Source organism: Chryseobacterium sp. T20 (genome assembly GCF_047345655.1).
GTDB lineage: Bacteria > Bacteroidota > Bacteroidia > Flavobacteriales > Weeksellaceae > Chryseobacterium.
Genome location: NZ_JBLFDU010000008.1, coordinates 147490 through 169740 on the forward strand (window position 1 = coordinate 147490; position 22251 = coordinate 169740).

Annotated in this window: 26 protein-coding genes; 19 read left to right on the forward strand and 7 right to left on the reverse strand. The window is 35.6% G+C overall.

What is annotated here, in order from left to right:
- Nucleotides 1-53: 53 nt before the first annotated feature.
- Nucleotides 54-668 (forward strand): DUF4377 domain-containing protein, encoded by a 615-nt coding sequence (locus ACMA47_RS17645; protein WP_413930846.1) that lies wholly within the window; start codon nucleotides 54-56, stop codon nucleotides 666-668.
- Between the two features lie 128 nt (nucleotides 669-796).
- On the opposite strand, the gene ACMA47_RS17650 is transcribed toward ACMA47_RS17645, so the two are convergent.
- Nucleotides 797-1735: an SPFH domain-containing protein gene (locus tag ACMA47_RS17650; RefSeq protein ID WP_034697083.1), complete on the reverse strand. Its 939-nt coding sequence runs from the start codon at nucleotides 1733-1735 to the stop codon at nucleotides 797-799.
- 197 nt (nucleotides 1736-1932) lie between these two features.
- On the opposite strand from ACMA47_RS17650, the gene ACMA47_RS17655 reads away from it, so the two are divergent.
- The 6 genes from ACMA47_RS17655 to ACMA47_RS17680 all read left to right on the forward strand — a co-directional run bounded on the left by ACMA47_RS17655 (nucleotide 1933) and on the right by ACMA47_RS17680 (nucleotide 5688).
- The gene (locus ACMA47_RS17655) at nucleotides 1933-2505 is read left to right on the forward strand and encodes a Crp/Fnr family transcriptional regulator (RefSeq protein WP_413930847.1); all 573 of its coding nucleotides are present in this window, start codon (nucleotides 1933-1935) and stop codon (nucleotides 2503-2505) included.
- Nucleotides 2506-2613: 108 nt separating this feature from the next.
- A complete protein-coding gene (locus tag ACMA47_RS17660) occupies nucleotides 2614-3147 on the forward strand; it encodes a YceI family protein (RefSeq protein ID WP_413930848.1) in 534 nt (177 codons plus the stop codon).
- A gap of 27 nt (nucleotides 3148-3174) precedes the next feature.
- Nucleotides 3175-3393 carry a tautomerase family protein gene (locus tag ACMA47_RS17665; RefSeq protein WP_291896516.1) on the forward strand — a complete coding sequence of 73 codons (219 nt, stop codon included), beginning with the start codon at nucleotides 3175-3177 and terminating at the stop codon, nucleotides 3391-3393.
- A 7-nt stretch (nucleotides 3394-3400) separates the two neighbouring features.
- On the forward strand, nucleotides 3401-4135 hold the full coding sequence (locus ACMA47_RS17670; RefSeq protein ID WP_413930849.1) for an SDR family NAD(P)-dependent oxidoreductase: 735 nt from the start codon (nucleotides 3401-3403) through the stop codon (nucleotides 4133-4135).
- A complete protein-coding gene (locus ACMA47_RS17675) occupies nucleotides 4132-4584 on the forward strand; it encodes a nuclear transport factor 2 family protein (protein ID WP_413930850.1) in 453 nt (150 codons plus the stop codon). The genes ACMA47_RS17670 and ACMA47_RS17675 overlap by 4 nt, the downstream gene beginning before the upstream one ends.
- 30 nt (nucleotides 4585-4614) lie before the next feature.
- Nucleotides 4615-5688 carry an NAD(P)H-dependent flavin oxidoreductase gene (locus ACMA47_RS17680; protein ID WP_413930851.1) on the forward strand — a complete coding sequence of 358 codons (1074 nt, stop codon included), beginning with the start codon at nucleotides 4615-4617 and terminating at the stop codon, nucleotides 5686-5688.
- Nucleotides 5689-5695: 7 nt separating this feature from the next.
- Here the strand turns inward: ACMA47_RS17680 and ACMA47_RS17685 are convergent, their stop codons facing one another.
- Nucleotides 5696-7051, reverse strand: a complete 1356-nt coding sequence (locus ACMA47_RS17685; protein ID WP_413930926.1) for a deoxyguanosinetriphosphate triphosphohydrolase — start codon at nucleotides 7049-7051, stop codon at nucleotides 5696-5698.
- 198 nt (nucleotides 7052-7249) lie between these two features.
- Between ACMA47_RS17685 and ACMA47_RS17690 the strand changes: the two genes are divergently transcribed.
- Nucleotides 7250-7879 carry a class I SAM-dependent methyltransferase gene (locus ACMA47_RS17690; protein WP_413930852.1) on the forward strand — a complete coding sequence of 210 codons (630 nt, stop codon included), beginning with the start codon at nucleotides 7250-7252 and terminating at the stop codon, nucleotides 7877-7879.
- A gap of 178 nt (nucleotides 7880-8057) precedes the next feature.
- On the opposite strand, the gene ACMA47_RS17695 is transcribed toward ACMA47_RS17690, so the two are convergent.
- Together ACMA47_RS17695 and ACMA47_RS17700 are read right to left on the reverse strand one after the other, a co-directional pair.
- Nucleotides 8058-8780 (reverse strand): LytR/AlgR family response regulator transcription factor, encoded by a 723-nt coding sequence (locus ACMA47_RS17695; protein ID WP_413930853.1) that lies wholly within the window; start codon nucleotides 8778-8780, stop codon nucleotides 8058-8060.
- Complete coding sequence (locus tag ACMA47_RS17700) at nucleotides 8780-9856, reverse strand: sensor histidine kinase (protein ID WP_413930854.1); 1077 nt, start codon at nucleotides 9854-9856, stop codon at nucleotides 8780-8782. The genes ACMA47_RS17695 and ACMA47_RS17700 overlap by 1 nt, the downstream gene beginning before the upstream one ends.
- Before the next feature lie 191 nt (nucleotides 9857-10047).
- On the opposite strand from ACMA47_RS17700, the gene ACMA47_RS17705 reads away from it, so the two are divergent.
- From ACMA47_RS17705 to ACMA47_RS17715, 3 genes are all read left to right on the forward strand, one after another.
- Nucleotides 10048-10476 (forward strand): hypothetical protein, encoded by a 429-nt coding sequence (locus ACMA47_RS17705; protein ID WP_413930855.1) that lies wholly within the window; start codon nucleotides 10048-10050, stop codon nucleotides 10474-10476.
- 7 nt (nucleotides 10477-10483) lie between these two features.
- A complete protein-coding gene (locus ACMA47_RS17710) occupies nucleotides 10484-11455 on the forward strand; it encodes a hypothetical protein (protein WP_413930856.1) in 972 nt (323 codons plus the stop codon).
- A gap of 255 nt (nucleotides 11456-11710) precedes the next feature.
- Nucleotides 11711-12367, forward strand: coding sequence for a glycosyltransferase family 32 protein (locus ACMA47_RS17715; RefSeq protein WP_413930857.1), 657 nt, complete (start codon nucleotides 11711-11713; stop codon nucleotides 12365-12367).
- Here the strand turns inward: ACMA47_RS17715 and ACMA47_RS17720 are convergent.
- Nucleotides 12364-12699 (reverse strand): DMT family transporter, encoded by a 336-nt coding sequence (locus ACMA47_RS17720; protein ID WP_034697067.1) that lies wholly within the window; start codon nucleotides 12697-12699, stop codon nucleotides 12364-12366. The genes ACMA47_RS17715 and ACMA47_RS17720 overlap by 4 nt on opposite strands.
- Nucleotides 12700-12769: 70 nt before the next feature.
- Entirely contained in the window at nucleotides 12770-12892 is a 123-nt protein-coding gene (locus tag ACMA47_RS17725) for a hypothetical protein (protein WP_413930858.1), read from the reverse strand.
- 1005 nt (nucleotides 12893-13897) lie between these two features.
- On the opposite strand from ACMA47_RS17725, the gene ACMA47_RS17730 reads away from it, so the two are divergent.
- The 8 genes from ACMA47_RS17730 (at nucleotide 13898) to ACMA47_RS17765 (ending at nucleotide 19172) form a co-directional block, all read left to right on the forward strand.
- Complete coding sequence (locus ACMA47_RS17730) at nucleotides 13898-14617, forward strand: AAA family ATPase (RefSeq protein ID WP_413930859.1); 720 nt, start codon at nucleotides 13898-13900, stop codon at nucleotides 14615-14617.
- On the forward strand, nucleotides 14614-15354 hold the full coding sequence (locus ACMA47_RS17735; protein ID WP_413930860.1) for a YggS family pyridoxal phosphate-dependent enzyme: 741 nt from the start codon (nucleotides 14614-14616) through the stop codon (nucleotides 15352-15354). Before ACMA47_RS17730 ends, ACMA47_RS17735 begins: the two co-directional genes overlap by 4 nt.
- Nucleotides 15355-15366: 12 nt before the next feature.
- On the forward strand, nucleotides 15367-15789 hold the full coding sequence (locus ACMA47_RS17740) for a hypothetical protein (RefSeq protein ID WP_413930861.1): 423 nt from the start codon (nucleotides 15367-15369) through the stop codon (nucleotides 15787-15789).
- A gap of 436 nt (nucleotides 15790-16225) precedes the next feature.
- On the forward strand, nucleotides 16226-17059 hold the full coding sequence (locus ACMA47_RS17745) for a hypothetical protein (protein ID WP_413930862.1): 834 nt from the start codon (nucleotides 16226-16228) through the stop codon (nucleotides 17057-17059).
- Between the two features lie 52 nt (nucleotides 17060-17111).
- Complete coding sequence (locus ACMA47_RS17750; protein WP_413930863.1) at nucleotides 17112-17369, forward strand: hypothetical protein; 258 nt, start codon at nucleotides 17112-17114, stop codon at nucleotides 17367-17369.
- A 136-nt stretch (nucleotides 17370-17505) separates the two neighbouring features.
- A complete protein-coding gene (locus tag ACMA47_RS17755; protein WP_413930864.1) occupies nucleotides 17506-18144 on the forward strand; it encodes a Crp/Fnr family transcriptional regulator in 639 nt (212 codons plus the stop codon).
- Nucleotides 18145-18225: 81 nt separating this feature from the next.
- Nucleotides 18226-18465, forward strand: a complete 240-nt coding sequence (locus ACMA47_RS17760; RefSeq protein ID WP_413930865.1) for a hexameric tyrosine-coordinated heme protein — start codon at nucleotides 18226-18228, stop codon at nucleotides 18463-18465.
- Nucleotides 18466-18659: 194 nt separating this feature from the next.
- A complete protein-coding gene (locus ACMA47_RS17765; RefSeq protein ID WP_413930866.1) occupies nucleotides 18660-19172 on the forward strand; it encodes a hypothetical protein in 513 nt (170 codons plus the stop codon).
- A 103-nt stretch (nucleotides 19173-19275) separates the two neighbouring features.
- Here ACMA47_RS17765 and gcvP read toward each other — a convergent pair whose 3' ends face one another.
- On the reverse strand, nucleotides 19276-22134 hold the full coding sequence (gene gcvP, locus ACMA47_RS17770) for an aminomethyl-transferring glycine dehydrogenase (RefSeq protein WP_413930867.1): 2859 nt from the start codon (nucleotides 22132-22134) through the stop codon (nucleotides 19276-19278).
- Nucleotides 22135-22251 lie beyond the last annotated feature (117 nt).

Below are 22251 nucleotides of genomic sequence, written 5' to 3' on the forward strand. Positions count from 1 at the left end.
AGGAAAGCTAATTTCGGCATGGTAATTGCGAGGTATGGGGAAAAATCAAGTTTATGAAAAGTATAGCAACAATTCTAAAAGGGGCAGCTCCCGCATTAGCATTATTCGCAATGACGCAATGTACAACCACAGCCAATGCATCCGCAGGGGATGAAAAAACTTTCATCGTAGGACCACAAACAGCAGATTGTACAGGAGTAGCTCCTATGAAATGTCTGCAGGTAAAAGAAAATGGTTCCGGAGACTGGACGAATTTCTACAGCAATATCGAAGGATTTACTTATGAACCGGGGTATGAATATGTTTTAAAGGTAAAAACGGAGAAAATTGCCAATCCACCAGCTGATGCATCTTCCATAAAATACACCTTGGTAAAGCAGGTTTCTAAGACAAAAAAGAAAGAACTGGCAGCCAATGAAAAAACAATTATCGTAGGACCACAAACTGTAGAGTGTTCTGCTGGAGCTGGCCGTATGCAATGCATGCAGGTAAAAGAAAGTGCTTCTACAGACTGGACGAATTTCTACAGCCACATTGAAGGCTTTACTTATGAGCCGGGTTATGAATATGTTTTAAAAGTAAAAACAGAAAAAATCGCTAATCCACCGGCAGATGCTTCTTCAATCAAATATACATTGGTAGAACAGGTTTCTAAAACGAAGAAATAATAAATAAAAAAAGTTCCTGAAAATTTCAGGAACTTTTTTTATGTTGGAAGCTGGAAGAATGAAGTCAGAAGTTACTTTTGGTCAATCCGGAAAAGTTAACCATTATATCTTCATTTTCCTTTTTTATCTTAAAATCCGGTTTCTTTTTGTGGAGGATCAGGATATTTTCCTTTAGTAGCTTCTCCTACTGTGTTTGCTGTTGTCATAGCAACAACAAGATCGTTCAGCATTCCGCTTGCTGCGGTAGGTGAATTAGGAAGAAGGACAAGATTACTTCTGTTGCTTGCTCCCACTGAATGTAAAGTATCATAATGCTGTGTTACTACAATAAGTGCTGATGCTTCGTGAGAATTGATATCCACGTTATTCAGCATTCTTACAGATTCTTCAAGACCTTTGGCTATTTCTCTTCTTTGATCTGCAATCCCCTGCCCTTGTAGCTTTTTAGATTCAGCTTCTGCTTTTGCAACAGCTACAATACGGATTCTTTGTGCTTCAGACTCATATTCTGCCGCTGTTTTTTCTCTTTCCGCAGCATTGATTCTGTTCATGGCATGCTTCACCTGTTCATCCGGATCAATATCCGTTACCAAAGCTTTGATAATATCATAACCATAACTGTTCATCGCTTCCTGAAGTTCTCCTTTCACTGCGATTGCCACATCATCTTTTCTTACAAACACATCGTCCAGTTTCAGCTTTGGAACTTCTGCTCTTACCACATCAAAAACAAATGAAGTAATTTGATTTTCAGGATTTTCCAAACGATAGTAAGCGTCCCCTACCTGGCTTCTAATCACCTGATACTGAACAGAAATTTTCATTTTAATGAAAACATTGTCTAATGTTTTGGTATCAATCATCACATCAAGCTGCTGAATTCTCAAATTCAGTCTTTTTGCAATCTGATCTATGATTGGTAATTTTAGGTGAAGACCTGAATGTTTTACAGCACGGAATTTCCCGAAACGTTCAATAATCGCCGCTGTTTCCTGCTTAACCACAAAAAACGAAGCGAATAAAATGATAAGCCCAAAGAAAATAACGGGCGCTAAATATATACCCATAGTTTTAATTTTTATTAATATGTCGTCACAAATCCTGTTTTGTTAAAAACAATTTGTGGGTGTCTGTTTAAATATAGGAAAAATAAATGTAAGATTTGGAATATAATTCACAGAAAATCAACCACAATACTACCCGATTTCTTTTCACATTAAAATTATTCTGAAAAAGACTTACTTTTGAATATTCATTACACATCATGGTTAATTCTAAAGAAATATTAAAGGATCACATTTCAAAATTTACTTCTCTCACAGAAGAGCAGTTTGATTATGTTTTTGGGCATTTTAATCTGATTACTTTAAAAAAGGGACAAAGTCTCATCTCGGAAGGTGATTTTGTGAATCATGAATATTTTGTTCTGGAAGGCTGTCTGAAAGCTTTTTATCTTAATGACAGCATGAAAATGTTTATCCTTCAGTTTGCCATGCCTACGTGGTGGGTGACAGATTTTGATGCACTTTACAGTAAAACAAGGGCAACCATCAATGTAGACTGCATCACCAACGCTACAATCCTTTCTATTTCTAACGAAGACCGAGAAAAAATCTGTAATGAAATTCATGAGGTTGAACATTTCTTCCGATGGAGAACCAACAAAGGGTATGTAGCCGCCCAGAAACGTTTGCTTTCTTTTATGAATAATGATGCCAAATTCCGGTATGAAGAACTTCTATCCATGTACCCTCAGTTGTACAACCTGGTTCCAAAGCATCTGATTGCTTCTTATCTGGGAGTAACCAGAGAAACATTGAGCAGACTGCATCAATAATCAACCTCTTTAAAAACGATTGAGCTCCTCCTCTATTTTGTGAGGTATATCACGTAACTTTTTCTTTTGATCGGCTGAACTTTGTGTCAATATTTAAACCCAATAAAAATGGACACAAAAAATTTTAAAGTCAATAAAGAAAACAGTACTATCGACTGGATCGGAAGAAAAGTAACCGGAGCTCATAACGGTACAATTGGTGTAAAAGAAGGTAACTTCACATTTGGAGAAGGAAAACCTGTCTCCGGAAAGTTCATCATTGATACCCAAGCCATCAAAATCCTTGATATTGAGGATGCTGAAACCAACACACAGTTTGCCAATCATCTGGCTTCTGATGATTTCTTTAATTCTGAACAGTTTCCTGAAGCTTATTTCGAAATCACACATGCAGAACCCAGTGAAGAAAATCTTTATTATGTAAAAGGAGATCTTACTATAAAGGGGATTACCCATCCTATCGATACCAGCCTGGAAATTGTAAAAACGGATAATACAGCTGTTCTTAAAAGCAAGATCGCAGTTGACAGAACGAAATTCAACATCAGATTCAGATCGTCTAATTTCTTTACCAACCTTGGTGACACACTCATCTACAACAATTTTGATTTAAACATTCATCTTGTTGCGGAAGCTTATTAATTCAAATAACCTTAAAAATTTACCATCATGCCATTCATCAAAGTAGATGTGCTTCGCGAAGATCTTACCCGCGAAACCAAACAACAATTAATCAGAAAAATAAGTGAAGCCGTGACTTCAGTTTTGAATAAGGATCCTCATTTAACCCATATTGTGATCAATGAAATTGAAGATGATAACTGGGGATATGCCGGAGAACAGGTTTCAGTGTTAAAAGAACAGGGATTTTCAACAGAAAAAAAATAAATCAGTAATGAAAAAACAAACCGTAATTATAACAGGAGCTTCTTCAGGAATAGGATTGGAAACAGCCCGTTATTTCTTAGACAGAGGCGATAATGTCATCATTAATTCACAAACCGCATCCAAATTAGAGGAAGTTTTCCATGAATTGGGAGCAGGAGAAAATCTGGCGATGGTTGCAGGAAATGTTTCAGACAAAACAACTGGAGAAGCACTGTTAAAAACAGCTTTAGAAAGATTCGGATCTGTTGATGTTCTTATCAATAATGCAGGAATCTATGAAAACAAACCATTTCTGGACGTTACAGAAGACTATCTGGACCGTTTTTTAACGACCAATTTAAAAGGAACATTCTTCACTACGCAGGCTGTCATTCCTCAGATGATCAAACAAAAAGACGGTGTGGTGATCAATGTGGGAACGCCATTGGTATATCATGCGATTGCAGAATCTCCTTCTACTGCACCTATTTCGAGTAAAGGAGCTATTCACGCACTGACTTTACAACTGGCTGCAGAGTTTGGAAAAGAGAATATCAGAGTCAATACCGTTGCTCCGGGATTGATCAGAACTCCAATGCACGGTGCAGATCTTGACAATAATGCAGGAATCCATTTGATCAAACGCATCGGAGAACCTGAAGAAGTTGCTCAGATGATTCATGCAATTGCCAAGAACAAATTAATTTCCGGAGCCATCATCAATGTTGACGGAGGAATGGGTGCCGGGCATCATTTATCATGAAACTATCATTAATTATAGCATGGCTGCTCAGCTTTCCGTTGAGCGGCCTTGCACAAAATCTAAAGGATATGAAAACCAATCAGACCGCAGAAACTGAAATAAGAAATGTCATAGAGAATTATTATTTCAAAGGGATTTATGAAGGAAATACGGAACTTCTTACCAAAGCTTTTTATAAAGACGCTCTACTTTTCGGAGACGTTAACGGAGTTCCGTATTTCAAAACAGCAGAACAATATATTGAAGGCGTTGGAAGTCGTGTAAGCCCGGAAAAATCCGGAAAGGAATTTAAAGCTGTAATTATTTCAATCGATATCATTCATTCAATTGCTGTTGCAAAATTAAATGTAAGGATGTATGATTTTAATTATTATAATTTCATAACTTTCAATTATATCGATGGGAAATGGCTGATCGTCAACAAGACATTGACCAACGTACAACCTTAATTCAGATTTTTAATAAAAACCAGTACAATCATGTGGAATAAAAATAGAATTACGGAATTATTAGGAATTGAATATCCTATCCTGCAAGGGCCTTTTGGCGGAGGTCTTTCTACTGTTGAATTGACAACAACAGTGAGTAATCTTGGCGGATTGGGAGGTTTTGGAGCGTATACGTTATCACCGCAGGAAATCTATGATGTTCACAAAGCGATACAATCCAAAACGGACAAACCTTACAATCTTAATCTCTGGGTAAGCGATCACGATATCATTAACGAAGAACATATAAAAGAGCAATATCAAAAGGCGGTTGAGACTTTCCAACCTTATTTTGATCTTTTGCAAACGGATATTCCTTCACCACCACTCTCTTTTGAATCAAGATTTCAAAATCAGCTGGATGTCATTTTTGATATAAAGCCTAAAGTTTTCAGCTTTATGTTTGGACTGCTTAGCGAAAACCTCATCGAAGATCTTCACCGTCAGGGAACCGTTGTGTTGGGAAATGCAACAACGCTTGATGAAGCAATTGCTTTGGAAAAAACAGGAGTGGATGTTATAGTTGCTTCCGGTTTTGAAAGCGGCGGGCACAGACCTTCGTTTCTGGATCAGGCAGAACTTTCTACAACGGGAACTTTTGCTTTGATTCAATTAATTAAAGATCGGGTAAAAATTCCTGTGGTAGCTGCAGGAGGAATTGCCAACGGCCGTGGAATTGCGGGAGCTTTCAAACTGGGAGCTGATGCCGTACAAATCGGAACAGCATTTCTGGCGACTGAAGAATCCGGAGCTTTACCGATACACAAAGAGTTTTTGTTTTCCGACGCTGCTAAATCCACTACGCTTTCCAGAGCGTATACCGGAAGATTAGGACGTGGAATTACAACAAAAATCACAAGAGATCTATTGGCTGCAACGGACAAAACCCTTCCTTTTCCTTTGCAGACTCATTTTATGGGAGCATTGAGAAAAGCTGCTTTGGAACAGCAAAAGAATGATCTGGTATTCTTCTGGTCTGGTCAGATTGCCCCGCTTTTAAAGCATAAAAAAGCCTCCACTTTAATGAAATCATTAATAGAAGAGGCTTCTGAATTATTACAATAAATAGAATTTATACCGTCATTCCGATGTCTATTCCTTTAATTTTTCTATACAAATCGGTAGCGTAATTATCAGTCATTCCGGAAACGAAATCAATGACTCCAAGAACTTTTTGATAATCGGTTCCGTCATTATAAATGAATTGCTTTGGAATTAATTTCAAAGCTTTTACATCATAAGATTTTCTTTGCCCATCAGGCTTTAGGATGGAAGGAATAAAATGATCCAGCAATTCATACATTACGTTATACCCGGCATTTTCAATTTCAACAACGGCTTTATGATTGTAAATTTTTTCTACCGAGAAACTCTCAATATCCTGCAGTGCTTTATTTTCTTTTTTATAAATATCAAGTAAGCCATTACTCAGATTTCCTTCAAGAATTGTTTCAAAGTTATGCTTATACATCTCAATCGATTTGTTGATTAAGGCATTGATTACTTTTGCTCTTAAATAAGAAATCTGTTCATTTTCATTAGAGATAGAACTTAACTTTGTCTCAATTCTCTGAACATCATCTGTTTCTGATTTTACCAGCTCAAAAAACAGGTTTTTACAGTCTGCTGTGGAAACAATTCCCAATCGGTGGGCATCTTCCATATCAATGATGTTGTAACAGATATCGTCAGCCGCTTCTACCAGCCATACAAAAGGATGTCTTTTGAAAATATGAGGTTCCTCACTTTCAGAAATAAGCTGGGTTCCTTTGGCAATTTCCAGGAATATATCTTTTTCATTCTGGAAAAACCCGAATTTCTTTCTGTGAATGATTCCTTTTTTCTTTGCAACTGCTTCACAAGGATATTTTGCAATACTTGCCAGTGTGGAAAATGTCAGCTGAATACCACCAGCATCTTTTCCTTGCTGCTGCTGTGCCAGCACTCTGATGGCATTGGCGTTTCCTTCAAAATTAACCAGATCTGCCCACTCCTTTTCATTGAATTTTGATTTCAGATCTTTTTCATTCCTTTCAAAATAGCTGGCAATAGCATCTTCTCCGGAATGTCCGAATGCAGGATTTCCTACATCATGGCACAAACACGCTGCTGCAATGACATTTCCTAAATTATAGAGATAGAAATTCTTTGAATCTTCAGTCAGTTCATTTTTAAAATCTTCAGCAATAAATTCACCGATAATACTTCCTAAACTTCTTCCTACGGATGAAACCTCTAGAGAATGTGTAAGTCTGTTGTGTACAAAAACACTTCCGGGAAGAGGAAAAACCTGCGTTTTATTCTGCAGTCTTCTGAAGGCAGAAGAGAAGATAATTCTATCGAAATCCCTTTGAAAATCAGTTCGTGAAGCTTTGGTCTGTGGATTGTTTCCTGTACGTTGATTGGTGAAAATCTGGTTTAAATTCATCATTTTTCAAAATTACTCCAAATTTTAATTGTACGGAATAGTATTTAGATTTTTATTAGAGAGATCTTCCATTCAAAAAATCTATTATAGTAAACGTTTTTTAGGGATCGGAAAGCTTGAATAAATATTTTACATTTGATACAACTAATACAATTGAAGAATCCCTATAATTCTTCTTTCAAATTTTAAATTATAACTATGACAGACAACACATGGCTCAACAGATGGGACGAAAGGTACAGCAGCGAAGAATTTGCGTATGGAACAGAACCTAACAATTATCTAAGAGAAAAATTAATCCGATTAACTCCCGGCAAAATACTTTTCCCCGCAGAAGGTGAAGGTCGAAATGCGGTTTTTGCAGCCACACAAGGATGGCAGGTTTCTGCTTTCGATATCAGTGCCAATGGAAGAAGCAAAGCGTTGCAGTTGGCTGAGCAACAACAAACTACTATTGATTATCAAGTGGGAGAACTTTCTACTTTAAATTATCAGAAAGAGCAGTTCGATGCTATTGCTCTTATTTATGCTCATTTTCCAGGTGCTATCAAATCTTCTATTCATCAGATGCTGAATCAATATCTGCGTAAAGGTGGTTGTATTATTTTCGAAGCTTTCAGTAAAAACCATCTTGAATATATTGCAAAAAACGAAAAGGTAGGCGGTCCAAAGGATATCGAATCTTTATTCTCTATTGAAGAAATCAAAGCCGATTTTCCGGATTATAACATTATTGAATTAGAAGAAACGGAAATAGAACTGAATGAGGGATTATTTCACAACGGGACGGGTTCTGTGATTCGTTTTGTGGGACAAAAATTGGTGTAATTTTTAAGTTTGGGCTAAAGCCGTTGAAAGATTTGATTTATTTAAACGGGCTAAAGCCCGTTTCTATTGAATCATAATATTGTATTTTCTCCCACTGATTACACAGATTTTCACAGATTTTTTGATCACTTGAGTGATATTTATTATTACTTATTGCTCATTACCCATTACTCATAAATCAGTCTGAGTTAAGAAGTCCTCCGGCAAATTTTGTAAAGAACTCGGCTCTGTATACTTCTCCAAGAGGAATTTCGGAGTCTTCAATGTATATATTATGATTGTCGAATGAATCTATAAAATTCATATTCACCACGTAGGATTTGCTTACTCTGATAAAAGTTTGCCCGGAAATCTTCTGATGAATGGTTTTTAAATTCATTGCCGTGATGAGCTTTTGCTGCTTTGTATGAATAACGACATAGTCTTTGAGCCCTTCTATAAATTTAATATCGGAAAAACTTATTTTATAGAACCTTCGTTCTGCTTTGATGAATAAAAAGTCTGCCGTATTAGATTCTACGGTGTTTTTTACGGTATCTTTAGACAAAAGCTCAGTATAAAGTACCGCTTTATCAATTGCTTTTTCCAGTCTTTGGGGATCAATAGGTTTCAAAAGATAGTCTACTGCTTCCAGTTCATAGCTTTTCAATGCATATTGAGAATAAGCGGTGGTAAAGATAATCAGGGATTTTTTCGGAAGCATTTCTGCAAATTCGAGACCTGTTACCATGGGCATTTCTATATCGAGGAAAATAAGATCTACTTCATTATCCTTAAGAAAGTCGAGAGCAGAAGGAGCATTGGAAAATTCGCCCAGGACATCCATACTGGAAATTTCAGCAATCAGAGATCTCATTTCAGACCTTGCCAGAGGTTCATCATCAACAATAATACAATTCATCACACGGGAATTTTTAAATTTACAACATATTCTTTATCATCGGATTCTATCTTCAGATCAAAGGTATCACCGTAAAGAAGCTCCAGTCTTCTGGTGATATTGGCAAGTCCAAGCCCACTGTTTTTTTTATCTGAAACGGTATATCCGGTACTTCTTGAATTAATACACCTGAAATAAAGCTGTTTATTCTCAATATTGATTTCTATTTCTACATAAGATTCTCCTCCACTGAGATCTACACTGTGCTTCACCGCATTTTCCACAAAAGTGGTAAACAGATTGGGAGGGATAAAAGTGCTGTTAACAATTCTTTTGTCAAGATTCACCTGAATATCAAAAGTGAAATTGTCACGTCTTATTTTTTCAAGGTTTAAAAAATTGGACAGAAAATCAATCTCTGAAGTCAGTAGCGTTTTCTCTTCACTGTTTTCATAGAGCTGGTATCTGAGAAACTCTGAAAGTTTTACAATCACCACCGAAGCTTTTGTCGGATCTGTTCTGATGAGTGCTTTTACATTATTCAGCATATTAAACAGAAAATGTGGATTGATCTGGTTTCTCAATTCATTCAGTTCCATATTCAGGGTAAGGTTGCTCAGTTCATTGATCCTTTTATTATCACTGATCCATTTCTGCAGAAGCTTGATGGTAGTTGTTGTCATAATAATCGGTATGCACATCAGAACCCCTTCATAAATTCCCCCTTTCTCATTTTCTCTAAGAATATTTTTCACTCTGAATTCTTCAAAGAACATTTTAAAGCCATATCCAATAAAATTGAGTCCTACAACTCCCATCAGAACAAGCAATGCCAGATAAGTGACATATTTTGTTTTAAAGAAAAATCTGGGAACCAATACATATATATTAATGTAGACCATGGTGATCAGAATCGTATACACAAAAAATAAAACATAATACTGATACATCCCTGAATACCAATGCCAGAATCTTGCACTGTAGATCAAAATGAAAAAGAAGATCAGAAATAGCAAATGTCTTCGGAGTCCGTACTTCGCTTCCACCAAAAAATCCATTACAAAGGTTTCTTCAAATTTCCACGGACTGTATTTCATACGATAGGCTCATTTTATGATTAACAAAAATAGTCAATAACGTAAATTACAACTATTTTATTATACAAAACCTGTATTTTATTATACCAATTATCATACTCGGGGATTTTGTATAAAATACCTGCCATTTTGTATAAAAACAAATTTACACACTTCTTTTCTCTATTCCTTTGTACCGTAAAATGACACATATGGAATTAACAGTTTTTCACGAGCTCACTCAGGAAATATCACTAGAATGCTTTTTTATGACAGAATCTCAACAGGAAGAAAAAGTAATACAGCTCATTGATCTGCATCATTTTGTAGAATGTTTCGATTCGGAAATGAAAATTCTCAGCTATCTGCACCATTCTATTAATATTGTAGAACATGAAGGAGAGAAAAAAGGAATTCTGTTTTGTGACCTTAAACATTCTCCTGTGCCTGACAGCAATGCCTCTGAAGAGTTTAGAAGAAGATACGGATTGTCAGAACTCTGGTTTGTTTTTGTAGAGGAAACCTTTGTTCAGGATACTGCGTGCTATACGGATGCTATTATTGAAAACAGTCTGGATATCTTCTATGAGAGAATTTTTACCTTCAGTTTTTTCCAATCTATTATTCAGCCCTTAAAATAAACTACCCATGAAAACATTGAGAAGAGTACTTGTCCCCCTGGCAATACTTCCTTTTAAAAACATTATTTATGCTCAGAAAAAGGACAGTATTCCTTTGAAGGTCCGTGCTTTCTTTGCAGATAAAATCCCACAGTCACGAAACTTCAATATTGAATATACTCTGGTAACTCCATCTTCTTTTTCTTCACAGCTTCAAGGCCAGGATCTGCCGGATAATAAGATCAAAAGTTTTCAGCAAATGAAGGCGGATGCCAATATTTATTTTATCAAAAACAGAAGCTGGCTTTTGAGCACTGCATTGAGTTATCGCTATACTTCTATCATGAATGAAAACCCTGTCATCCCCGGAACTCAGAGTGAGGAAAATTTTCATTATCATTCGGAAGCTATTAATCTAAGCTACTTTTCAACGTTATTTAAAAAGACCGCAGTATATTCCGCCAGCATTTCTACAGATGGAAGTGACCAGCATTTTGAACGGATCAGAGGATTGGTAACCGCTTCATTGATTTTAAAGGTAACTCCAAAAACAAAAATGAGTATCGGGCTGGCAGGTATTATTGACCCTAGTTCCCAAATTCCCGTGCTCCCTGTTTTCACCTATGAGAACAGATTCAATAACGGATGGGTACTGGACGTCCTTCTTCCGAAAAAAGTACTGGTCAGAAAAGATATTTTTTCCAGCGGCAGAATTTCTCTGGGAACGGAAATGGATAACACCTCATTTTATACTTACCATAATGATAACACTTATGAATTCCGGCAGGTTGCCATCAATTCAGGAGCTATTTACGAGCATAATCTTGGTGGAAATTTCATAGGTACTTTCAAAACAGGAATCAGAGCCAATATCAATTCGAGAGCATTTAATAAGCAGGATTCTTTTAATGATTATATATGGAAAGCAACTTATAAACCTTCGTTATATTTCAATATTGGAATTTCGTACAATCCTTTTGAAAGACCGAGGGTAAAATAAATTCAAAATACCATCCAATTTTACAATATCAGGCCTTATTCCTGAACTTCCACCATCGAAAGATTAAAAAAAAATTAAAATTTTTCTCCACACTATTTAACCATTCGTCTAAAATAGAATCAAAACTCCAGCTAAGCATAAGCTATTTCAAAGATAGATATCTCTCTATTTCAGGAAAAATCTTATTACTGCTACACATTGCTGATGAAAAAATGATTCCGGTTTTTATATAAGAATATACTTTAAAAAAAGAAAATGGCAGTACCCAAACAAATATTTCAGACTTTTATAACTAAAAAACTTCCTTTGATTACAAGGTATCACATCTGGAATATGAAAAGGAAAAATCCGGAATACCGCTATTTTTTCTATGATGACCAGGATATAGAGAAGTTTATCTCCGAAGAATTTCCTCCCGAATATATTAAAAGTTATCGTAAACTGACTATTGGAGCGGCAAAAGCAGATTTCTTCAGGTATGCTATTTTATATAAAAAAGGGGGAATATACCTGGATATAGACAGCAGCACTATCAAACCGTTTGAAAAACTTATTCAGGAAGATGATGAAGCTGTAATCAGTGTAGAAAGACACGAAAATCTGTATGTTCAATGGGCCCTTATTTTCAATAAAAATCATCCTTTTCTAAAGAAGACATTAGAATTGATGATTGATAATATAGACACTCACCGCTATCCGCATAATATCCATGCTACTACAGGTCCTACTGTATTCAGTAAAGGAATAAGGGAATCATTAAAGGAAAATCCGACCATTCCTTTTACATTATTTAATGGCATTGAGTTCCGAGGATATTTAAAGTTCAAATATAAACTGGGAAAGTTCTTTTTATACAAAACAAGATCTCAGCACTGGAAACAGAAGCAAAAGCAGCAGGAGATTATTTTTTAATGAGTCCCCATTTTTGAGAACACATTAATAATAATCACTCCAATTACAATCAGGGCAATCCCAATAATCGCAGGCAGGTCAGGAACCTGCTTGAATGCTATCACCCCGATCATCGTTATAAAAATAATACCTACTCCGGACCAGATGGCGTAGGTAATTCCTACAGGAATATGACGAAGAGTAAGACTCAGAAAATAAAATGCACAGGCATAACCAATAACTGTCACTACCGATGGCCATAGCTTAGAAAATTCCTCAGACTTTTTCAGAAAAGTCGTGGCAATAATCTCAAATACAATTGCCAGAGCAAGAAAAATATAACTGCGTCCCATAAATTCATTCTTTCTACAAAAGTAGTAAAAGCCTCCGGGGAATTCAAAAAGAGAATTCTCTCATCCCTCTCTATTCCCCGGACAAGAAATGTTTATAGTATCCCTGAAAGGTCAGCTCTTTCAAAGCTTCAATAATTTTCACAGAAGCCCCAATACCATTAAGTACTTCATTTTCAAAACCAATCATTCTCATTGTAGGGGTTTTACTGAATTGAAATAAATTGGTCAGCAGACAACTTTATTTTCCATTTTGACACCAATTGCTATTTCTCTATGACATGAAATGTGACAGCTGACAAAAATTCCAGCATAAAAATCAGCGCTAAAAATAAATTTTATTAACATAAAAATCTATTTAAAGTGAAAAATTAAAGTTCAAAAATTACAATTTACAATAATATTATGCTACGCATTATTTATTATTTGTTTTATCAACTCCAATATAGAAGTCAATAAACGATTAACACATTCACATAATTTTACAGATAGAATAATAAAAGTATTAATAATTTTCAAATAATACATTAATTTAATGTAAACAAAAATTCACTAATACATGAACCACAACCAACGTAATACACTGATATACATCATAGTGTTTTACTTTGGCACATGATTTGAAAGTAGTAATATTGCAATTGAAAGATTGATAAAAAAAAGTCAAATAATTAAAAATAATACAAAATGGTAACTTATATCGGTATCGTAACAGGTTTAGTGGTAATCACTTCATATTTCGCAACAGTAAGAAGAGAAAGAAACTAATATCAAAATAAAACAAGCCTATAGAATATCTATACTAATTATATTGTTTTATGTTTTTAGTCTGAGAAATCGGATTGCTCTTTTACCATCGGGTAAAAGGGCCCAAAAACATAAGCTGAAAGATCTTAGTTTCATAACAAATTTTAATATCCAAGTGAGAAAAGCCAGTCGCAAGTCTGGCTTTTCTTTTTTTATTGGAAGCGTTTTGTAAAAACATCATTATTTATTTCCCACAGATTTCGCAGATTTTCACAGATGTTTAGGAATATTTTTTGTTTTAAAGATGTACCCCCATACATCACTCATAATTCATAATTTATAATTTATAACTTATCATTCACTTTACGTTGGACCAGACATTTATTCTGATTCAGGATTCTTTTTGACATTCAATAAAGCTTTATCTTTGTTTATTCAATAATCATTAATCATCATGAATCTGTACAACCTCATTATTCAAGATAAAGAACAGGTAAACCTTAACGAAGTATTTCTCAATACCAACAACAGAGAACAGCTTGTACAGCTTATTAAAGAGCATGCTTACGTTAAAGAACTCCAGGAGTACGGCTTGCCGGTTAACCATAAAATTTTGCTTGAAGGAAGCTCCGGATGTGGAAAGACAATGACGGCAAAAGCAATTGCCAATGCCCTTGGAAAAAATATTATTATTTTAAATCTTAGTAATATTGTCTCATCCCGTATCGGAGAAACGTCACAAAACATTAAAATGATTTTTGATAAAGCTGCCAGAGAAAGATCGGTATTATTTCTTGATGAACTGGATCAGATCGGGAAAGCGAGAGGCAGCGATGACAAAGATGTAGGCGAAATGAGAAGATTGGTTAATACTTTGATTCAGTTGATTGACTATTACCCTGAGAATGCTCTTTTAATCTGTGCTACCAATCATCCTGAGATTATTGATACTGCCATTTTAAGACGTTTCCAATTAAAAATTAATTATGAAATGCCTTCTACTGAGATTCTGAATACATTCTACGATCAGTTATTAGCTCAGTTTCCGGAAGATATGAGAACTATTGAAAGAAAGTATTCCATTTCCTTTGCTGAAGCTAAAGATTATGCCTTAACAGCTGTTAAAGCTGCTTTAATTAAAAAACTGGAAGCCAAAGAAACCATCTCATCATGAAAGAAGATACCGTCCACAATCTCACTTTGATCAATGATCGGATAAAAAAGGCCTGTGAGCAATCCGGAAGAAACAGGAATGAAGTCAGATTATTACTGGCAACAAAAACGGTTTCTGCAGAGCGCATCAAAATTGCTTTGGAAAATGGACAGACGTTAATTGCTGAAAATAAAGTCCAGGAACTGAAGGAGAAATATGAGGAGCTAAAGGATATTCCCCATGAAAATCATTTTATAGGCCATCTTCAGACCAATAAAATCAAAGATATTCTGAAATATGGTGTTACCTGCATTCAGTCTCTGGATCGTCTGGAACTTGCCGAGAAACTTCATCAAAAGCTTTTAGCTGAAAACAGAACGATGGATGTTTTAATTCAGGTGAATACGTCCAATGAAGAGAGTAAATTTGGTGTTGACCCCAATGAAGCCATTGAACTTACCCGAAAGATCTCCAACTACTCTACCTTAAAAATAAAAGGACTGATGACAATCGGTTTATTCAGTGCTGAAACCGAGAAAGTAAGAGCATGTTTTAAAATCCTGAAAAAACTTCAACAAGACATCATCACCGAAAATATTCCCAATGTAGAAATGAAAGAGCTTTCTATGGGAATGAGCGGAGATCTGGAGACCGCCATTGAAGAAGGCGCAACCATTGTACGGGTAGGCACTGCTGTTTTTGGAACAAGAATCTATCCGGACAACTATTATTGGAATGAAGGAAAAACAAGTAACTAAGCTTTAAATTATATGTTTCCATTTACTTATACTTTTGAGAGAGAAATCATAAAAGATAAAACCTCTGATGAGGTCATCTATACAGTACGTGATCTGTTAAGAGAGAAAAAGGTTCAAAATATTCTTTACGGACCTGGATTTGTTTATTTCAACGAAGGCTTTCCCAGAGCAAGAAGCAATAATGATTACTTATCTTTAATAGATGATGGAAAATTTACTTATGATCAAAACACCAAGGTGCTGACTTATAAAGTAAAATTATGGAAATTGCATCTGGTTGCCTTTGTATTTCTTATTATTACAATGATTTATTTTGAAGGTTTCTTTGGAAAATCACTTCCTGTTTTCGGACTTTTGATCAATCATTTATTCTCTTATTTTGGAAGTCAAGGTTTAATTGAAGAAATTGTCCATAAGCTGAATTACCTTTCATAATCCCACTCTCCTATTTATTTGTTGGTAACTAAAAGTAATTAAAATCCCTGAAACACTACATTTTTAAAGTCTACAAATCCGGTATACTTTTTGCTGTAAATATTTTATAACCAAACAAATACATTTATGGATAAAAAATTACTATCGGTATGTCTATTCATGACATTATTATTCTTTTTTTCATGTGAAAAAGAAAACACACAGATGAAAAGTGGAATTTCCATTGAAACTATTTCAATTATAACCTGCGTTACTATGGGCGTAGCTATTTTGCTTGCTTATAGCTTTAAAAGAAGATAACAGCTGGAATTTAAATACTAAGACACCTCTCAATTTTTGGGAGGTGATTTTGTTTAAAAATTTTAATTAAATGATTGGCATTTCATTAAAATATAATAAATTTCACAGAAGTTTCCTTTCGTAACTAATAACCCCAATGAAAAAAACATTCCTGTCAGCATTTTTACCTTTGTTCATTTTGAATTGTACTCACAAAAAAGAAAATATTCAACAGACGGACAAAGAGAATCCAAACCTTACCATGTCTATTCCCCTTGAATATCTTGCGAATTACCCTGCAATTAAAGACTCTTCGAAGTTTATTCAAAACCTTCAGCAAGCTTTTGATCTGCATGTTCATGAAAGTCCTGTTCAGCAAAAAGGTGAAAAAATAACAGTATTCAAAAAGGTAAAAATCAATGGTTCAGATCAGGAATACTACTTTATTGAATACGACTGGAAAACGGGACCAAATTCTGGATATCCCTGGAAAAATCAACTCTTATTAACACAAGAAGGGAAGCTTGTTAAAATCTTATCCGCAGAACGGTATGAATTTGTTTCTATTTTCCCCAAACAAAATCCGCACTTACTGGCAACCACGGTCACAGGCCACGGAAACGGAGGCCATGAAATTTACAAGGTAACAGCAGACTCTTTGGAAAATATTTACGGAGGTAACGTCAGAACATATGACGCTCATGAAGACAACAAAATTTATGAACCACATGAGCTGCAATTAAAGATTAAAGACTACAATAATGATGGTTTTAACGATATTGCTTTCACGGGAAAACTTGTATTCATCCAGGGCCGTACTCCTCAAGGTGACTGGTACGATGCTACTACAATAGATGGTAAACAAGTCGATTATTCTGTTGATCATCCTTTTCAAAAAATTCCTGTGGAGTATATTTTTCTCTATGATAAAAAATCAGGACATTTTAAGGCAAAAGAAGATTATGCAGAGAAATATAAACTATTTGAATGATAAAACAGAAATCCTATCAGATATCATTTGCATAATTAATCCATAAAATTTCATGAAATACATTTTCCTTATCCTCACCATTGTGATACAGTTTATTATAATTGTATCATTACAGCTGCTGGACAGCTTTGAACTTATCATCGGAATCTTCATTGCTTGTCTTCTGTTGGGTACTCTTATTTACTTTTCAAGGTCAGAAAAAATATCATCACTTAAAAATCTTGGTTTTGGTCTTTTCTATGGTTCACTGATATCACTGGTAAGCGTGATTGGCTTTATGACGTGGCTTTCTTATAATTTCCCAAAGTAATCAATCAAAGGAAAATAAAGATATCATCAGACTTTGAGATTGCTTCGCTTTGCTCGCAATGACAATAAAAACATAAATCCTTCTCGATATTGAGAGGGATTTGTTATATTCAACGCTATAAAATGCTTCCCGACTTATGGCTCCTACAAACATTCTTGAAAAATGCCTTCCTGATTTTGGAAAAGAACTGATCACAGAAATTGAAAAATTCGGAATCATCAAGACATTTTCCACCCAGGATTTTATTGTAAAACAGGGACAGCTGATCCGTTATCTTCCTATTGTTTTAGAGGGGAATGTAAAAGCCTATAGTGAAGAAGATGGTGTACAATTTCTGTTGTATTTTATTCCGCCAGGATCGTCCTGTATTTTTAGTTTTGTACATCTGTTCAATCAACATCCTATTGATTTTTCAGCAATTCCGGAAGGTCAATCAACCATTCTGCTGATTCCTATTGATAAAGCGAAAGAATGGCTTATCCGCTATCCATCCTTTAATAATTTGATTATCGCGGAATTCCAAAAACATTATAATGACCTGCTTCATACGACGAAACAGATTATCTGCTACAAACTTGAAGACAGGCTTTGGGAGTATTTGCAAACAAAAGCAAAGATTTCCGGTACTCATGAAATTGCTATATCACATCAAAGCATTGCTGATGATCTGGGAACGACAAGAGAAGTAATATCCAGGCTGATGAAAAAGATTGAACTGGATAAAAAATTAATACAGGATCATAGAAAAATAAAATTACTGATCGGTGACTTTTGATACTCATTTCAGAAATAGTGACTTCTATATTTGTTGAGTACAATAAAAACAATATTTAAGCAGAACATTAAAAACAATACAATGAGTGAACAGATTCAACTGGTCCCAAACAATTCTTTATTGACCAAAACGCCTGAAGAAGGACGACAATTAGCCGTAAAAATGGCCAGATTAATTATTAAAGTAACACAACCTGATGCAGCGGTACGTGAAAAACTGCGTCCTGTATATGCAGATGATGCATCCATGCTGATTGCAATAGGGCAAACCGTTGCTACTGAATTTGCGACTATTGCTGCAGCCAATAATTACTGGAGATAATTTAAGATTGCTTCGTATTACCTGCAACGACTACAAAAAACAAAAGTCCCTTTCATTGCTGATGAAAGGGATTCATTTTAGCAGAGAAGCCCCCTTCGTTACTAAGATTTCAGATTCATTTCAATAAAATTCATTATTTTTACAAGTATATAAAATCGGAGTATCAATTCTCTACGATTTAAATTCATTTGTATATGTCCAAAACTAATAATCAAAATTATTTCTTACTCTTCCTTTTATTGATTCCCAATTTTCTTTTAGCCAATGCAGGTTCTCCAATGATTTGGTTTAGCTTTTTACATTTGATTTGGATCAATTTCATCATCGGAACCTTTGAAAGTAAACTTCTTGCAGAAAAATTCAACCTCCAAAACAGAAAGTGGCTGATCATTGCAGCCAACTATGTTTCTATGTTTGTAGGATACTATTTCATTGCACCACATTTTTCTTTGGTAAACGGATATCCAGACTTTTGGGGTATGAAATCAGGGGTAGGCCAATATGAACTGGGAGGATTTTTTATTGGTTTCCTGTACAGTTTTGGAGCAACTCTGGTTATTGAATTTCCTTTTTACTGGCTTTCATTGAAAACAAAACAGAAGGGATGGAAATTATTAGCACCATTCTTTTTAGTCAATCTTTTCACAAATATTATCATGCTTACTATTTATTTTGCAATTGTTGCTTTTGCTGCAAAATGGAACTAATGAGTAAAGTTGAGATTGCTTCGCTTTATTCGCAATGACATACAAAAAAACAAAAATCCCTCTCATTACTGAAAGGGATTTTTTATCGTTAAAAAAACTGAGATTACATATAAGCTTCAATTGGCTCACAAGTACATACCAAGTTTCTGTCTCCGTATGCTTCATCTACTCTTGATACAGAAGCGAAGAATTTGTGGTCTCTTACCCACTCTAATGGATAAGCTGCCTTTTCTCTGCTGTATGGTTTATCCCAAGAATCAGAGATTACCAATTGTTCTGTGTGAGGAGCGTTTTTCAATACGTTGTTGGTAGCATCTGCTTCACCGTTTGCAATTTCATCGATTTCTTTTTTGATAGAGATCAATGCTTCTGCAAAACGATCAATTTCAGACTTGCTTTCAGATTCTGTAGGCTCAATCATTAGTGTACCTGCAACCGGGAAGGAAACGGTAGGAGCATGGAAACCATAATCCATTAATCTCTTCGCCACATCAGCCACTTCAATTCCTAAAGACTTGAACTGACGGAAATCTACGATACATTCGTGGGCTACTCTTCCGTTTTCGTTTGAATATAAAATCGGGAAATGCTCTGCCAGAATTTCTTTCAGGTAGTTAGCATTCATGATAGCATGTCCTGTAGCCTTTTTAAGACCTTCTGTTCCTAACATTTTGATGTAAGAATAAGAAATATTAAGGATCAATCCTGAACCGTAAGGTGCAGCAGAAATACCCTCGATAGCTTCTTTAGAACCAATTCTGATATTCGCGTTAGAAGGAAGGAAAGGTACTAAGTGTTTAGCAACACAGATCGGACCAACTCCAGGACCTCCACCTCCGTGAGGAATTGCGAAAGTTTTGTGAAGGTTAAGGTGGCAAACGTCAGCTCCGATGTTTCCAGGACTTGTAAATCCTACCTGAGCGTTCATATTCGCACCATCCATATATACTTGTCCTCCGTGCTCGTGGATAAGGTTGGTAATTTCTTTAATGTTAGCATCAAAGAATCCGTAAGTAGAAGGGTAAGTGATCATTACAGCAGATAAGTTAGCTGAATGAAGTTCTGTTTTAGCTTTAAGATCTTCGAAGTCGATTTCCCCGTTTTCAAGGTTTTTCACCACTACGATTTTCATTCCTGCCATTGCAGCAGAAGCCGGGTTTGTTCCGTGTGCAGACTGAGGAATCAATACTACATTTCTGTGGTGGTCTCCTCTTGAAATATGGTATTCTCTGATTACCATTAATCCTGCATATTCTCCCTGTGCTCCGGAGTTTGGCTGAAGAGAAGTTCCTGCAAAACCTGTAATTTCTGCTAAGTCTTTCTCCAGTTCACGGATCATTTCCTGATATCCTTCAGCCTGGTTTACAGGCACAAATGGATGAACTGCTCCCCAGTTTTCCCATGAAAGCGGTAACATTTGAGTCGCTGCGTTCAGTTTCATGGTACAAGATCCTAAAGAAATCATTGAATGAGTCAATGATAAGTCTTTTCTCTCAAGACGCTTGATGTAACGCATCAATTCTGTTTCCGTATGGTATTTGTTGAATACTGATTCTGTAAGAATTTCGTCTTTTCTTAAATTCTCTTCCGGAATGCTGTATCCTTCTTTGATTTCTAATTTGAAAGTCTGCTTGTCTTTAAACTGAGCGAAAGAAGCCATTAGGTAGTTTAATTTCTCTAATGTTGTACTTTCGTTGATCGCAATGCTTACTACTCCTTCTGTGAAATAGTTTAAGTTTAATCTGTGATCAAGCATCAGTCTTACCAATCTTGCTTTCTCATCTTCAGCCATTGTGATTTTCACAGTATCGAAGATTGGCTCTTCTACTACCTGATATCCTAATGCCTTAAGACCGTTTTTCAAAGCATTTGCTTTAAAGTGGATCTGATCAGCAATATAGCCTAACCCTTTCGGACCGTGGTAAACAGCATACATACCAGCCATTACTGCCAAAAGAACCTGAGCTGTACAGATGTTTGAAGTAGCTTTCTCTCTTTTGATGTGCTGCTCTCTTGTCTGTAATGCCATTCTTAAAGCACGTCTTCCGTACATATCCTGAGAAACTCCAATGATTCTTCCAGGAATATCTCTTTTATAATCTTCTCTACAAGCAAAGAAAGCTGCGTGAGGGCCTCCGTACCCTAATGGAATACCGAATCTCTGCGTAGTTCCTACCGCACAGTCAGCACCCATTTCTGCAGGAGACTTTAGCTTAACCAAAGCCATCGGGTCACATGCAACCGCTACCTGAAGATCAAGTTTTTTATAGTCTACGATATCATCTGTATAATCTAAAACGATTCCGTTTTTACCAGGATATTGTAATAAAATACCGTAATAAGAAGCATCAAACTGGTGAGTTTTATGATCTCCTACTACGATTTCGATTTCTAATCCTTCAGCTTTTGTTTTTAATACAGAAACTGTTTGAGGAAGTACAAGATCCGAAATGAAGAACTTATTAGCTCCTGCTTTTTTCTGGTCTTTAGATCTGTTGTTGAAGAACATGTGCATTGCTTCAGCAGCAGCTGTAGATTCATCCAACAAAGAGGCATTAGCTAATGCAAAACCAGTAAGATCACATACTACAGTCTGGAAATTAAGAAGAGCTTCAAGTCTTCCCTGTGCAATTTCAGCCTGATATGGAGTATATGCCGTATACCAGCTAGGGTTTTCAAAAATATTTCTCTGGATTGCTGAAGGTAAAAGTGTATTGTGGTATCCAAATCCGATATAACTTGTATAATCAGTATTTTTAGATGCCAATTCCTTTGAGTGGTTCAACATTTCGTATTCAGAAAGTGGTTCCGAGATCTCAAGATCTTTCTCTAAACGGATAGATGAAGGGATGGTTTGAGAAATTAACTCTTCAATACTAGAAACGCCAAGTTTTTCCAACATCGCCTGTTTATCGGCTTCATTAAGGGAAATGTGACGGCTCACAAACTGTTCTGTATTCATTTTTATTTATTAGATTTTGTTTGTAAAAAGATGGGTAAAATTACAATTTTTTGGACGATTGTACAAGAGGGTATCCAAAGCGATAATTCACAAAAATATTTGTGACTTTTCTCACAA

What these genes read in the sequence shown, in the direction of transcription:
- ACMA47_RS17760 (WP_413930865.1), top strand. Translation starts at nt 18,226, where the DNA reads ATGAGTGAACAGATTCAACTGGTCCCAAACAATTCTTTATTGACCAAA.
- ACMA47_RS17685 (WP_413930926.1), bottom strand. Translation starts at nt 7,051, where the DNA reads ATGAATTTAAACCAGATTTTCACCAATCAACGTACAGGAAACAATCCA.
- ACMA47_RS17690 (WP_413930852.1), top strand. Translation starts at nt 7,250, where the DNA reads ATGACAGACAACACATGGCTCAACAGATGGGACGAAAGGTACAGCAGC.
- ACMA47_RS17660 (WP_413930848.1), top strand. Translation starts at nt 2,614, where the DNA reads ATGGACACAAAAAATTTTAAAGTCAATAAAGAAAACAGTACTATCGAC.
- ACMA47_RS17680 (WP_413930851.1), top strand. Translation starts at nt 4,615, where the DNA reads ATGTGGAATAAAAATAGAATTACGGAATTATTAGGAATTGAATATCCT.
- ACMA47_RS17730 (WP_413930859.1), top strand. Translation starts at nt 13,898, where the DNA reads ATGAATCTGTACAACCTCATTATTCAAGATAAAGAACAGGTAAACCTT.
- ACMA47_RS17740 (WP_413930861.1), top strand. Translation starts at nt 15,367, where the DNA reads ATGTTTCCATTTACTTATACTTTTGAGAGAGAAATCATAAAAGATAAA.
- ACMA47_RS17710 (WP_413930856.1), top strand. Translation starts at nt 10,484, where the DNA reads ATGAAAACATTGAGAAGAGTACTTGTCCCCCTGGCAATACTTCCTTTT.
- ACMA47_RS17700 (WP_413930854.1), bottom strand. Translation starts at nt 9,856, where the DNA reads ATGAAATACAGTCCGTGGAAATTTGAAGAAACCTTTGTAATGGATTTT.
- ACMA47_RS17735 (WP_413930860.1), top strand. Translation starts at nt 14,614, where the DNA reads ATGAAAGAAGATACCGTCCACAATCTCACTTTGATCAATGATCGGATA.
- ACMA47_RS17725 (WP_413930858.1), bottom strand. Translation starts at nt 12,892, where the DNA reads ATGAGAATGATTGGTTTTGAAAATGAAGTACTTAATGGTATTGGGGCT.
- ACMA47_RS17650 (WP_034697083.1), bottom strand. Translation starts at nt 1,735, where the DNA reads ATGGGTATATATTTAGCGCCCGTTATTTTCTTTGGGCTTATCATTTTA.
- ACMA47_RS17750 (WP_413930863.1), top strand. Translation starts at nt 17,112, where the DNA reads ATGAAATACATTTTCCTTATCCTCACCATTGTGATACAGTTTATTATA.
- ACMA47_RS17755 (WP_413930864.1), top strand. Translation starts at nt 17,506, where the DNA reads ATGGCTCCTACAAACATTCTTGAAAAATGCCTTCCTGATTTTGGAAAA.
- ACMA47_RS17665 (WP_291896516.1), top strand. Translation starts at nt 3,175, where the DNA reads ATGCCATTCATCAAAGTAGATGTGCTTCGCGAAGATCTTACCCGCGAA.
- ACMA47_RS17705 (WP_413930855.1), top strand. Translation starts at nt 10,048, where the DNA reads ATGGAATTAACAGTTTTTCACGAGCTCACTCAGGAAATATCACTAGAA.
- ACMA47_RS17720 (WP_034697067.1), bottom strand. Translation starts at nt 12,699, where the DNA reads ATGGGACGCAGTTATATTTTTCTTGCTCTGGCAATTGTATTTGAGATT.
- ACMA47_RS17655 (WP_413930847.1), top strand. Translation starts at nt 1,933, where the DNA reads ATGGTTAATTCTAAAGAAATATTAAAGGATCACATTTCAAAATTTACT.
- gcvP (WP_413930867.1), bottom strand. Translation starts at nt 22,134, where the DNA reads ATGAATACAGAACAGTTTGTGAGCCGTCACATTTCCCTTAATGAAGCC.
- ACMA47_RS17765 (WP_413930866.1), top strand. Translation starts at nt 18,660, where the DNA reads ATGTCCAAAACTAATAATCAAAATTATTTCTTACTCTTCCTTTTATTG.
- ACMA47_RS17695 (WP_413930853.1), bottom strand. Translation starts at nt 8,780, where the DNA reads ATGAATTGTATTATTGTTGATGATGAACCTCTGGCAAGGTCTGAAATG.
- ACMA47_RS17645 (WP_413930846.1), top strand. Translation starts at nt 54, where the DNA reads ATGAAAAGTATAGCAACAATTCTAAAAGGGGCAGCTCCCGCATTAGCA.
- ACMA47_RS17670 (WP_413930849.1), top strand. Translation starts at nt 3,401, where the DNA reads ATGAAAAAACAAACCGTAATTATAACAGGAGCTTCTTCAGGAATAGGA.
- ACMA47_RS17675 (WP_413930850.1), top strand. Translation starts at nt 4,132, where the DNA reads ATGAAACTATCATTAATTATAGCATGGCTGCTCAGCTTTCCGTTGAGC.
- ACMA47_RS17745 (WP_413930862.1), top strand. Translation starts at nt 16,226, where the DNA reads ATGAAAAAAACATTCCTGTCAGCATTTTTACCTTTGTTCATTTTGAAT.
- ACMA47_RS17715 (WP_413930857.1), top strand. Translation starts at nt 11,711, where the DNA reads ATGGCAGTACCCAAACAAATATTTCAGACTTTTATAACTAAAAAACTT.